Source organism: Pedobacter lithocola, assembly GCF_042650845.1.
Taxonomy (GTDB): Bacteria; Bacteroidota; Bacteroidia; order Sphingobacteriales; family Sphingobacteriaceae; genus Pedobacter; species Pedobacter lithocola.
In genome coordinates this window covers 34,356-47,265 of record NZ_JBHSBW010000001.1, presented here as the reverse complement: position 1 = coordinate 47,265, position 12,910 = coordinate 34,356, and the positions used below count along the sequence as shown (strand labels likewise).

The 12,910-nt window shown below is 34.4% G+C and carries 7 protein-coding genes; 3 read left to right on the top strand and 4 right to left on the bottom strand.

Annotated features, from left to right (window positions below; translation table 11 throughout):
• Window positions 1-35 precede the first annotated feature (35 nt).
• Window positions 36-4,433, top strand: a complete 4,398-nt coding sequence (locus ACFOWA_RS00200) for a translocation/assembly module TamB domain-containing protein (RefSeq protein ID WP_378980656.1) — start codon at window positions 36-38, stop codon at window positions 4,431-4,433.
• Window positions 4,434-4,461: 28 nt separating this feature from the next.
• Here the strand turns inward: ACFOWA_RS00200 and ACFOWA_RS00195 are convergent, their stop codons facing one another.
• Window positions 4,462-5,661 carry an acetate/propionate family kinase gene (locus ACFOWA_RS00195; protein ID WP_378980654.1) on the bottom strand — a complete coding sequence of 400 codons (1,200 nt, stop codon included), beginning with the start codon at window positions 5,659-5,661 and terminating at the stop codon, window positions 4,462-4,464.
• Between the two features lie 8 nt (window positions 5,662-5,669).
• Window positions 5,670-7,757 (bottom strand): phosphate acetyltransferase, encoded by a 2,088-nt coding sequence (gene pta / locus ACFOWA_RS00190; protein ID WP_378980652.1) that lies wholly within the window; start codon window positions 7,755-7,757, stop codon window positions 5,670-5,672.
• 172 nt (window positions 7,758-7,929) lie between these two features.
• Here pta and ACFOWA_RS00185 point away from each other — a divergent pair, with 172 nt between their 5' ends.
• Window positions 7,930-10,473, top strand: coding sequence for a membrane or secreted protein (locus ACFOWA_RS00185; RefSeq protein ID WP_378980650.1), 2,544 nt, complete (start codon window positions 7,930-7,932; stop codon window positions 10,471-10,473).
• Window positions 10,474-10,769: 296 nt separating this feature from the next.
• Here ACFOWA_RS00185 and ACFOWA_RS00180 read toward each other — a convergent pair whose 3' ends face one another.
• Together ACFOWA_RS00180 and ACFOWA_RS00175 are read right to left on the bottom strand one after the other, a co-directional pair.
• A complete protein-coding gene (locus ACFOWA_RS00180) occupies window positions 10,770-11,225 on the bottom strand; it encodes an organic hydroperoxide resistance protein (RefSeq protein ID WP_378980648.1) in 456 nt (151 codons plus the stop codon).
• Window positions 11,226-11,233: 8 nt separating this feature from the next.
• Window positions 11,234-11,665 (bottom strand): MarR family winged helix-turn-helix transcriptional regulator, encoded by a 432-nt coding sequence (locus ACFOWA_RS00175; protein WP_378980646.1) that lies wholly within the window; start codon window positions 11,663-11,665, stop codon window positions 11,234-11,236.
• 278 nt (window positions 11,666-11,943) lie between these two features.
• Between ACFOWA_RS00175 and ACFOWA_RS00170 the strand changes: the two genes are divergently transcribed.
• On the top strand, window positions 11,944-12,864 hold the full coding sequence (locus ACFOWA_RS00170) for a hypothetical protein (protein WP_378980644.1): 921 nt from the start codon (window positions 11,944-11,946) through the stop codon (window positions 12,862-12,864).
• Window positions 12,865-12,910 lie beyond the last annotated feature (46 nt).

Here is a 12,910-nt window from a genome sequence, read left to right as displayed (position 1 = left end):
CAATAATTTTGCTGCTAGCGCTACTTATCTTTTCGTTGCAATTTAAATCTGTTCAAACTTATTTTGCACAAAGAGCAGCTGCATATTTATCAAAAGAGCTTAATACCACCGTCTCAATTAAGAGCCTTTACATAAAGCCCTTCAAATCTATCGTTTTTGAAGATCTATTGGTTTTAGATCTTCAAAAGGATACTTTATTAAATGCTCCAACCTTCATGGTTGATATCAATCAGCTTTCCATTGAAAAGAAAATAATTGATATCAATACCGTTCAAATTAATAATGGAACGTTCTTTTTTAAAGAATTCAAAGATAATTCATCCAACCTTGATTTCATTATTAATTATTTTGATTCTGGTAAGCCAAGTGTAAAAGATCCAAAGAAAAAACCTTACAAATTAGATTTTGGCAGAATCATCATCAACAAACTAAATTTTAAATACAAAAACTTTAAAGCAAAAGATTTAACTCAAGGCAAAAGTGTAAATTTTGACAACGTTGATGTGAAAGAGCTAAGTGTAATTTTAGAAGGCTTAGATACAAAAACTCACCTTTTTAAAACCAATATTAAAAACCTTACACTTAAAGAAAGAAGCGGTTTCTACTTAAAGAATTTAAGTGCAGAAACCACGGTCGATTCTAATGCCATTGAGCTGAATAAGCTAATGCTGGTTACCAATCAAAGTCGTTTATCGAATTATTTTCAGATGAGGTTTAACAGCTTCAAAGATTTTAACAAATATATTGATAATGTTAGGATGAAAGCTATTTTTAAGGATAGTCACATTACATCTAAAGACATTGCTTTTTTTGCTCCAGAAATGAATTCAATGAAACTCGACTTAGATGTTGATGGGCAAATAACAGGTTTAGTAAATAATTTAAAGGCTAAAAAGCTATCAATAAAAACAGGTAAGGCAACTTACATTAAAGGCGATTTTATTATCAAAGGTTTACCCAAATGGAAAGAAACCTTTATGGATTTAAACATCGAAATGGCCGGAACAAATAAAACGGATTTAGACGAGGTACTTGCCGGCATTACAGGAAGCAAAAAGAAACTGATTCCGGTTATTGTAAACAAGTTCGGTAACATCAATTTCAATGGCAGTTTTACCGGTTTTCAAAACGATTTTATTGCATATGGAGAGTTTAAAACCAAAATCGGACGAATAGTTTCTGATGTGAATATGAAAATTGATAAGAATAATGTTCCATCATACACCGGGAATGTAAAAACTTACGATTTTAATTTAGGGAATTTACTTGGTGAAAAAAGCTTAGGTAAAATTACTTCATCGCTATATGTAAAAGGTAGAGGAACTGAATTAAACAAATTAACAGAAAAACTAAATGGTGATATCACGTACATCGATTTTAACAATTATCGCTACAAAAACGTAAAAGTTGATGGTACATTTAACAATAAATATTTTGATGGAAAACTAAGCATTAACGATAAAAACATAAAGCTGCTCTTTGATGGTGGTGTGAATTTGAATCCTAAATTGCCAGTTTTTAACTTTAATGCAACCATTACAGGAGCGAAACTAAAAGCGCTAAACCTAATGAAAGATTCGTTAAGGGTTGATGCTAAATTTGCAACAAATTTTTCGGGCACAAATTTAAACAACATCGAAGGTAGGTTGCTTGTACAAGAAATTACTTTAAAAAATCCGAAAGGAACATATAGCATTGATTCGGTTGAATTAACAGCAAACGGAACTGGTGTGGCAAGAAACTTAACCATAAAATCTGATATTCTTGATGCCAGCATTAATGGAAAGTACGATTTAAACTCAATCGGTTCATATTATAAAGCTATAGCGAAAACTTATGTGCCTTCTTTTCAAACGAAAATCATTAAATTTAATGAGCAAATTTTTCAATTCAATTTAAAGATTAAGAAATTTGAACCTTTAGCACAACTGGTTTCTCCTGGTTTGGAAATGGCAGAGGGCGCAAATTTTATTGGCAATTTTGATTCGAGAAATAATACAGCAACGCTAAATGGTTTTGTTAAAAATCTAAAATATCAAGGCATTGTTGTTAATAATATCATTGTTGATGAAAACACTACACCGCAGCAATTACAACTCAACATCACTTCAGATAGGGTTCAAATTAATGATAGTTTGTTTATAAAAGACGTAAACATTTCAAATATCCTAAGGAATGATAGCTTGGCTTTTAACTTAAAAATGTCTAGCGCTCAAGAAGAAAACCAACTCGATTTAAATGGTTTAGTAGAATTTACCAAAAACCAAGATACTACCGCCAGGTTAAGTATTTTACCATCTATTTTAAAAATTAATAGTGAAGAATGGCGGATTCAGGAGAAGGTACGCATCATTTTAAACAATGGTAAAACCGAAATTAAAAACTTCGATTTAACAAATGGAAATCAACAATTAACCGTTGATGGACTGATATCCGATAATCCTGAAGATTTGTTAACAGTAGGCTTTAAAGATTTTAGCCTAAAAACAATTAATCCATTTGCGAAGGGATTTGGCGTAAAACTCGCTGGTAATGTAAACGGAGAAACTAATTTATATGGTATTTTGAAAGCTCCAAGAGTTAACGATAACCTAAAAATAGATTCATTAAATTTCAATGATATTTACATTGGCACGCTTACAGATACCTCATCTTTCAATAGCGAACAAAAGAAAATAAATGTTTTTACCAATGTAATGGCTGATGGTTCTGAAACTTTTACATTAACAGGTAATCTGGATTTAAAGGAGAAAGATATAGATTTAAGGGTAAAAATGGACGATAGCAAATTGACCATTTTTGAACCTTTTGTTAAAAAACTGGTTTCTAATTTAAAAGGAAATGTATCATCTGACCTAACTGTAAAAGGTAAATTGGATAATCCGAAAATAAACGGAACACTTTCATTAGATAATGGCCAATTGATGGTCAATTATCTAAAAACAACTTATGTTATTTCTGATGAAGTAAATGTTGTAAACAGTGTAATCGAACTTGGAGACTTTAAACTTTCTGATATAGAAGGCAATGAAGGCGTTGCAAGGGGTTCAGTAGATTTAAATAATATTGATGACCCTACCTTGAATGTAACTGTAGATGCCAACAATTTTATGGCTTTAAATACAACTGCTAAAGATAATTCTGTTTACTATGGTAAGGCTTACGGAACTGGAAAGTTCAAATTTAATGGCCCAACCAGTAAAATGAAAATTGATATAAAAGCAAAAACTGAAAAGGGCACCGTTTTTAACTTGCCACTAAACAGTTCTGAAACTGTTTCGGATAAAGATTTTATAAACTTCATTAGCTTAGATTCTGCCAAAGTGGTTAAAAAAACCACCACTTTCGATGGCTTAACATTAACTTTTAAACTTACAATAGACCCGAATACCACTGCAAATATTTTTACTAACCTTGGTAATTTAAGTGGAAAAGGGAATGCAGAATTAAACTTAAACATCAACAGTTTAGGTGATTTTGAAATGTCTGGAGATTATATAATTGAAACAGGTAGTTTTGATTTCACAGCTCAGGAGGTAATAAATAAGAAATTTGAAATTAGGCAAGGTGGAACCATCAGGTGGACGGGTAACCCAACTGCAGCACAAATAAACTTGAAAGCAGTATATGCTTTAAGAGCGAGTTTAAACGAACTCTTTAAAGCTGCAAATAGAGATGCTAGTGCAAATGCAAACCAAAGGGTTAATACTGAGGTTGAAATGGGTTTAACGGGTTTACTTTTGCAGCCAGATATAAAATTGGATATTAACTTTCCATCTAACCCGGCGATTAAAGAAGAGTTACAAACTTACTTGAGCGATCAGAATAATTTAAATTTACAAGCCTTCAGTTTAATTATTAGAAGGAGTTTTGCACCAGGAAATGGTGGGGAATCAATTGGAAAGCAATTGGGTTCAAGCGTTTCAAGCACTGCTACAGAGCTAGTTTTCAACCAATTTAATAATGTACTATCATCATTAAATTTAAACTTTGTCGATTTAAACGTAAAATCTTTAAGTGAAGCAAATGCATCATTCAAATTCTTTAACGATAGGCTTATCATCAATGCAGGTATAGTTGATAGAAATAGTTTAAGCGATTTTACAGTCATCGATTTCTCGAAGAACAATGTTGGTAGCGAAGTTGAAGCTTTATTTTTGATTAGGAAAGATGGAAGTTTGACGGGAAAATTAGCAAACAAACCGCCTACACAACAAAGTATTTTCTTAAATAGTGGTATTAGTGCAACAGCCAATGTTACCTCGATAGGCTTAGTTTATACGCAGCAATTTGATACTTTTAAAGAATTTCTACAGAAATTGACTGGTGCTTACAGAAGAAACTTAAGGAAAAAACAAACCGAACAGCCTGTAAAGAAAACCATAAATAAAGAAGCAATTATTAACGAAACTAAAAATAATCCCCGCCGCTAGCGGTTGAGATTATTTTTAGTTCATCCTATTAAACTGTAAGTAAATCAAAGCACTGACTAGAAATTTCGTATTCCTCATTTGTAGGAATCACCAAAATTTTAACCTGAGCATCTAGATTGTTTACCTCTAAAATTTCTCCCTTATATTTTAGATTTTTATCACCATTTAAATCTATACCCAAATAATTTAGGTCTTTGCAAACAGCTTCTCGCATTGCTGCGTCGTTTTCTCCAACACCTGCAGTAAATACAATCGCATCAATTCCATTTAAAACTGCTGCGTAAGCACCAATAAACTTTTTAATTCTGTACGCATAAAGTTCTAAAGCAAGCTTGGCTGCATCGCTTCCATCACTTAACAATTTCCTAATATCACGCATATCGCTCGAGCCACCAACACCCAGTAAACCTGATTGTTTATTTAGTAACGGACTTAACTGTTCTAACGTAAAGCCAGCGTGTTCCATCAAATGAAAAATTACAGAAGGGTCAATGTCGCCAGAACGTGTTCCCATTATTAAACCACTTAACGGCCCAAAACCCATGCTAGTATCAATAGATTTCCCATTTTTGATAGCGGATATGCTACATCCATTACCCAAATGAATGGTTATAATTTTTGATTCTGGTTTGTTTAAATAAGCAATTGCCTGCTCACTTACATATTTATGGCTTGTTCCGTGAAAGCCATAAACCCTAATTCCGTGTTCACTGTAGTAAGATTCTGGAATAGCATACCGATAAGCTTCTGCGGGTAAAGACTGATGAAAAGCGGTATCAAAAACGGCAATTTGCTTAGCGCCTGGGAAGGTTTCTTCGGCAACTTCAATACATTTATAATTTACAGGATTATGAAGCGGCGCTAAAGAGAATAATTTTTTTATCTGCTCTTTAACTTCATCATCAATTATTGTTGCGCCAGAAAAGTGCTCGCCACCATGAACAACTCGGTGACCAACTGCAGCAATATCATCAGGAGAAGCAATAACTGCAAATTCTCCTGCGGTAAGTAGTTGTAAGATTTGCTTTAATCCATCGCTGTGGTTAGCGATAAATGAGGTCTGCTCTGTTATGTGTTTTTCATCATTAATATATACCGTATGCTTTATAAAAGAGCCGTCGATACCTATGCGTTCTGCCAAACCACTACAAATAGGGTTTTTCGATGGCATTTTAAAAAGCTGATACTTAAGCGAGCTACTTCCTGAATTGATTACTAAAATATTCATAAACTATATTAAACGTCTTGACATTGAATGGCTGTAATTACAACGGTATTGAAAATATCATCAACCATACAACCACGACTTAAATCATTAATTGGTTTGTTTAAACCTTGCAACATTGGTCCGATGGCTAACGCTCCGGTTTCACGTTGAACCGCTTTGTATGTATTATTTCCGGTGTTTAAATCCGGAAAAATAAGTACACTAGCTCGTCCTGCTACTTCCGAACCTGGTAATTTCTGTTGCCCCACTAATGGATCTACAGCAGCATCATATTGAATTGGTCCTTCAATCTTCAATTCCGGATGCCTCATTTTAACAATGGCAGTTGCTTCACGCACACGCTCAACATCCTCACCCTCTCCTGATGTACCTGAAGAATATGAAAGCATTGCAATTCTCGGTTCAATACCAAACTTAGCACTACTTTCTGCAGATGATATGGCAATTTCGGCCAGTTGTTGCGCAGTTGGATTTGGATTTACGGCACAATCGCCAAAAATGGCAACACGCTCGGGTAAACACATAAAAAATATTGATGAAACGACCGAAACACCGGGTTTGGTTTTAACAAATTGCAAAGCTGGCCTAATGGTATGTTGAGTAGTATGCACCGCTCCCGAAACCATTCCGTCGGCATCGCCTTTGTACACCATCATGGTTCCGAAATAAGAAACATCTGTCATCATATCTCTAGCCATTTCCATATTTACATTCTTTGCCTTACGCAAATCGTATAAAGTTTCTACATAATTATCATAATGTGCCGAATGTGCAGGATTGTGAATATGAATTGAGTTCACATCTAAATTTAAACCTAACCTTTTTATTGATGTTGATATTTCAACCGGGTCGCCCAAAAGCGTTATTTCAACAATATCTTGGGCGATGAGTTTTTCTACCGCTTTTAAAATTCGTTCATCATTCCCTTCGGGCAAAACAATGTGCTTCTTTTTACTTTTGGCCCACTTAACCAATTGATATTGAAACATGTGTGGAGTAATGCCTTCATAATTAAAGGTTATAATTTTATCATCTAATGCTTTAATATCAACATACTTTTCAAAAAGTTCAATCGCAAGTGCTATCTTCTTTTTATTATCAATGGTGATTTTAGAATGTATCGCTCCGATAGCTGTTGTGGTTTCGAATGTGCCTTTTTGAACAGCTATAATCGGAATAATGGTTTGTAAACCTTCAATTAATTTAATCATGGGTTCATCTGGCAAGGTTCCGGCAGTTAAAACTATACCCGCAACTTTAGGATAGTTTGCCGATAAATTTGCCTGTAATGAACCAATAATGATATCGCCTCTATCACCGGGCGTTACGATTAACAAATTATCTTTAATGTGACGCAAAAAATTAGGCAGCATCATTGCTCCGGTAACAAAATTATCCACCTGATTATCCATTAAATCGGCACCAAACAGAATTTCGGCACTCAAAGCTTCCGTAATTTCTTTCATGGTTGGGCTTTGCAAACCACTTTCTATCGGAATTACAGCAATTAATAATTCGGATGGTAATTGATTTGACAAAGCTTGTTTAATACGCTCGGCTTCATCAGGATTAACCATATTTGCAACAACACCTAAAACCTGAACATCGCGAAGTAAAAAATTGCGATATATATTTATTGCTGTTTTAAACAATTGACTTGCGGTTTTATTTTTCCCCGAAACCACAATTAAAACCGGCGCCCCAAGATTTTTTGCCATCAAGGCATTCGATTCGAATTCAAAGGCAATGCCTTCACCTAAAAAATCGCTTCCCTCTATAACTGTAAAATCGTAATTATCCTCGAGTTTTTTGTATTTACTTATAATGGTATTGATGATTTCCCCACTATTTTCAGATTGATGAAGCATGTCTTGCCTGGTAAATGCAAACGCATCTTCATATTTTACCGGCAGCGAAAAATAGTCGAGCATTGCTTCTACATGAAGATCCTTTTTCGAGGCATCATCTTGAGCAATAATAGGCTTAAAATACCCAACCTTTTGAGTTTTTGCCAATAGCATATTAATCATTCCAAAAGCAATTACCGATTTACCGGTGTAAGGTTCTGCTGATGCTATGAAGATATTTTTAGTCATAAAATTGGTGTAATTCTTTAATAAATCAATCGCTTTAAAGATAGTTGGAAAAAATTAGAAGCTGTTTAAATATGGTATAGAATTTTTACCTGTAAAGCACAGCTTATTAAATAACTCAACGAATTAAAAATTCTATTGTTGCAACCACCAATTATCTATCTTAGTTTTGTTGATGTTTAAATTTTTAAGATTTTCAATCTTCACCGCAGTTATTTTTCTAGGAATTGTAGCAAATGCCCAAAATAAACAAGGAATTTATGTTGATGCCAAAGGTGTAATTCGCTGGGAGAAAGATAATAAAGAAGCTGCATTTTTTGGTGTAAACTATACCGCACCCTTTGCTTATGGCAACAGGGCAATAAAAAGAATGGGCGTTGAGCCCGAACAAGCCATTAAAGATGATGTGTATCATTTATCAAGGTTGGGTTTAGATGCATTTCGAGTGCATGTTTGGGATACTGAAATTTCTGATGCTGAAGGTAATTTAATTGATAATGAACATTTACGACTTTTTGATTTTTTGATTGCAGAACTTAAAAAAAGAAAAATCAAGATATTAATTACACCTATCGCCTTCTGGGGTAATGGATATCCAGAAAAGGATATAAACACCGGAAGTTTTTCTAGCAAATATGGAAAACAGAAAGCACTGGTAAACGAGAATGCATTTAAAGCTCAAGAGAATTACCTTAAACAGTTTTTTAAACATAAAAATCCATATACGGGCTTTACTTATCAGCAAGATATAGATGTTTTAGCAACAGAAGTAAATAATGAGCCACAACACAGCGGACCAAAAGAGCGTACTACAGAATACGTTAACAGAATGGTTTCTGCTATAAAAAGTAGTGGTTGGACGAAGCCAATTTTTTATAACATCAGCGAATCTCCAAAATATGCAGATGCGGTTGTAAAAGCAAACGTTCAAGGGCATAGCTTTCAATGGTACCCAACTGGTTTGGTAGCCGGACATACATTGCAAGGAAATTACTTACCTAATGTATCCAAATACGAAATTCCCTTTGATACCATTCCCGAGTTTAAAAACAGGGCAAAAGTTGTTTATGAGTTTGATGCAGGAGATGTAATGGCGCCAATTATGTATCCCTCAATGGCCAGAAGTTTTAGAGCAGCTGGCTTTCAATGGGCAACCCAATTTGCCTACGACCCAATGGCTACGGCTTATGCCAATACAGAATACCAAACACACTACTTAAATCTGGCTTACACGCCATCAAAAGCCATCAGTTTACTCATAGCTTCGAAGGTTTTTCACAATACGAAGCGTTTAGATACCAACAACAATGGAAACACTTTTGGTGCTTTTAATATTGAATATAAAAATTTGCTTAGTGAAATGAATACAGAGCAAGAATTTTATTATTCAAATAATACATTATCAAAACCGTTAAACGCCAAGAAATTAACCCATGTAGCAGGTGTTGGTAGTTCTAAAATTGTTACCTACGAAGGAAAAGGAGCCTATTTTTTAGATCAGATATCTGCAGGGGTTTGGCGACTTGAAATTATGCCTGATGCCGTGCAAATTAGAGATCCATTCGAAAAAGCATCGCCAGAAAAGGAAGTTACCCGGATTAATTGGGAAGAATTACGAATGAACATCAACCTGCCAGATTTAGGTAATAGTTTCAACATTAGTGGAATAAATCAAGGCAACAAATACAGCATTAAATCAAATAGCGGTAATTTCGTCATCTCTCCAGGCACTTATTTATTAGTTAAGCAAAATCAAAAGACAAACCTCGTTGCACAATATAAATTCGGAGATATTTTATTGGGTGAATTTGTTGCACCAAAATCATCAACTGAAGATGTTTTTGTGAAAAATACCGCTTACGAAAGTGTATCTGAAGGTATTGCGTTTGAAATAAACACCGAAATTGTTGGATTGCAATTAAAAGATTCTGCTTTCGTCCAATTAAATAATTCTTACAACCGATGGAAAACCATCCCGTTAACTAAGAAACAGGAGTATAATTATATCGCTAAAATACCTGCAGATTTGGTAGAAGCAGGATTAATTAAGTATCAAATCATTATTAAAAAAGCCAATGGAGATTATATAACTTTTCCTGCTAATAAGAAAGGTAATCCATATTCTTGGGACAGTTTAGAATCGGCTTTCTATCAAACATATGTCGCGAAAAAAGGTTCGATTTTAGAAATTTTTAATCCCAATATTGATGGTAAGAATATTAACGTTTACAACCCCGATTGGGGAAATAATCGAGTAGATTATACATCAGGAGAAAACCCAACAGCTTTAAATATTAAACTTACAATGAATGTGCCTAAAAGTAACACAATGGGTTTTCAATATTTTTTTGGGGATAAAACATTAGGTAGAACATCTGAAATTAGCTCATTCAAAACATTGGTGATTAAAGTAAAATCGAATACTGATGACACAAAAATTAAAATAGGATTGATTGATGCAGATGCAAATTTCTTTTCTACCGAAGTTGTTGTAGGTAAAGATGTGGAGCTGATAAAAATTCCTTTAAAAGATTTAAAATCAGATGCACAACTTGTATTACCCAGACCATACCCAAGCTTTTTGCCTCTGTATTTTCAATCTTCAAAGCAGTCATCATTTCAACTTAAAAATGCCGAAAAACTTGAAGTCACTTTTGGCAAAAACCAAACCGAGAAACCAATTAGTCTTGAAATAGCTTCAATATATTTAATTGAATAGCCCGTTCTATTTAGAATGGAATCAACTTAAAATTATTACACAACAAAAAACTGTATCAACGCTTCTAAAGTGAAGGAATTGATACAGTTTAATGAAGTTTTTATTTTTAACCTGAATTAGATTAATATTTTAGAATATTGGTTGAGCATCTTCTCATTCATTGCGAGTCATGAAGCAATTTATTCAGAAGACAGATTGCTTCAGCTCGCACTAGTCAGATTCGCAATAACAACTGTTCTTGTTAAATGCTTAGGGCTATTTTATATACATTTAAATAAAAAATCAGATTTTTACTATTAATTTGCTGCTGCAAATTCCTCTGCACTTTGAATGGTTGTAGTTAATGCAACATCTACATTGCCACGAACTGCATTTGAATATGGGCAAACCTGATGTGCTTTTTCAACTAGTGAATTTGCCGTTTCCTGATCAACATTAGGAATATTTACCGCCAAAGTAACTACTAAGGCAAAACCGCCCGCGTTGTTCGAACCTATGCCAACATGTGCTCTTACGGCAGTTGTTCCGGTTTCGGTTTTTGTATTTTTAATTACTAAATTAAGTGCACTATCAAAACAAGCCGAGTAACCTGCTGCAAATAGTTGCTCTGGGTTTGTATAAGCACCACCCGCTCCTCCTAATTCTTTCGGCATTCTAACCTCAAGGTTTAAAACATTATCTGATGATGAAACATTTCCGTTTCTACCGCCTGTTGCAGTTGCTACTGCTGTGTACATTGCTTTTACTGACATGATAATTTTTATTTATTTTTTAAAGTTTTATCTAATATGGTATTTATGTTTTTTCGTAATGATGTTATTTCTTCGGTGGTTAAACCTAAACTACATTTAAAAGCCTCGGGAATATGACTTGCTTTGATTTTTGATTTCATCCCGCCCTCAGTTAAACTAATATTAACAATTCTTTCATCAGCTTTACTTCGCTCACGCAGAAGCAGCTTTTTTGCTTCTAGCTTCTTTAACAATGGCGTTAAAGTTCCAGAGTCGAGCAATAATTTTTCGCCTATTTCTTTAACTGATAATTGCTTATGCTCCCACAAAACCATCATAACTAAATACTGAGGATAAGTGAGTTCAACTTCATCTAAAATGGGTTTATAATGAGCCGTCAATACCCTTGATAAAGCATATATTGGAAAGCAAGCTTGATTTTCGAGTTTTGAATAATCCATTGAAATTTATTTAACAGAACAAATATATATTTTATAAAATTAAATTGTGTACAATTTAATTTATTTTACAATAAAATTGCAGAGGTGTAATTAAAGATAAACACATCTTATAATGAAAATTTTCAATCCAACCCGAAAATCTCACATATGGAAACATTATTCAAGCTAATATTTGAAGACCTAAACTTCTCAACGCCTTTAGATTTTTCACAAATTGACTTGATGGTTCCGAAAAGGATGTTCAACTTCGTCATTGTATATCAAACCCTTAAATCATAATGACTATTGACACGAATAGAGTAAAAGCATTTCTTCTTACCCGAATTACATTTTTAATCTTTTCCTTGATATGCCTTGGTCGCGGTGCGGCTGCTCAGAGTACAGCAGTTAAGATCATCCCCGCTGAGCTTAGCGAAATATCAGGTCTATTCATTTCCAATGATAATTTGCTTTATGTGCATAATGATAGTGGAGACACCTCTCGGTTCTTTGCCATTGATGCTAAAGGTAGTTTGGTTTCCAGATTATATTTTAAGGGAGATCCATCGCAAAAGCATTTTGGGGTTACTGATTGCGAAGATATAGCTGGTGGACCAGGAATTGTAAAGGGTAAAAGCTACATTTATCTTGGCGATATAGGAGACAATAATGGGAATCGCCCTTATGTTACAATATATCGTTTTGCAGAGCCGAACAAGTTTTCAAGCAACATGCAGATTGAAAATGAAGCGGTCCACCTCAAATATCCAAATGGTCCGCAGGATGCTGAAACTTTAATGGTTGATCCTATTTCGAAGGAACTTATCATCATTTCCAAGCGACAGGATTCTGTGGGAATATATTCAGCTACGCTCCTTTTCAAAAATAAGGATACCATTACCTTGAAAAAGAAGGGAAGCCTTTTCTTACCTGGCAAAGGCTTAGCAAAGTATGTTGTTTCTGGGGATATATCCCGTGATGGGCGACAGATTATACTTAAGACATACACTAACGTTTATTATTGGCTACGAAATGGTAAAGAAACAATTTCAAAAACTTTAATGCGGAAGCCAATAAAACTTCCTTACATCCTAGAGCGACAAGGAGAGGCCGTTGGGTTTAGTCCAGACGGAAAAGCCTACTATTGCATTAGTGAAGGAAAAAATGCAATTATCTACCGTTATAATATCCCTAAACTTCCTGGCTCTGCCTCAAACTAAGAGCCATCACCTTTTAGCTTTCCTCTTTCATTTAGCTGTAAGACTA

Bases quoted from the DNA above. Each gene is read 5' to 3' on its own strand.
- ACFOWA_RS00195 (WP_378980654.1), bottom strand. From the start codon at position 5,661: ATGAATATTTTAGTAATCAATTCAGGAAGTAGCTCGCTTAAGTATCAG.
- pta (WP_378980652.1), bottom strand. From the start codon at position 7,757: ATGACTAAAAATATCTTCATAGCATCAGCAGAACCTTACACCGGTAAA.
- ACFOWA_RS00185 (WP_378980650.1), top strand. From the start codon at position 7,930: ATGTTTAAATTTTTAAGATTTTCAATCTTCACCGCAGTTATTTTTCTA.
- ACFOWA_RS00180 (WP_378980648.1), bottom strand. From the start codon at position 11,225: ATGTCAGTAAAAGCAATGTACACAGCAGTAGCAACTGCAACAGGCGGT.
- ACFOWA_RS00175 (WP_378980646.1), bottom strand. From the start codon at position 11,665: ATGGATTATTCAAAACTCGAAAATCAAGCTTGCTTTCCAATATATGCT.
- ACFOWA_RS00170 (WP_378980644.1), top strand. From the start codon at position 11,944: ATGACTATTGACACGAATAGAGTAAAAGCATTTCTTCTTACCCGAATT.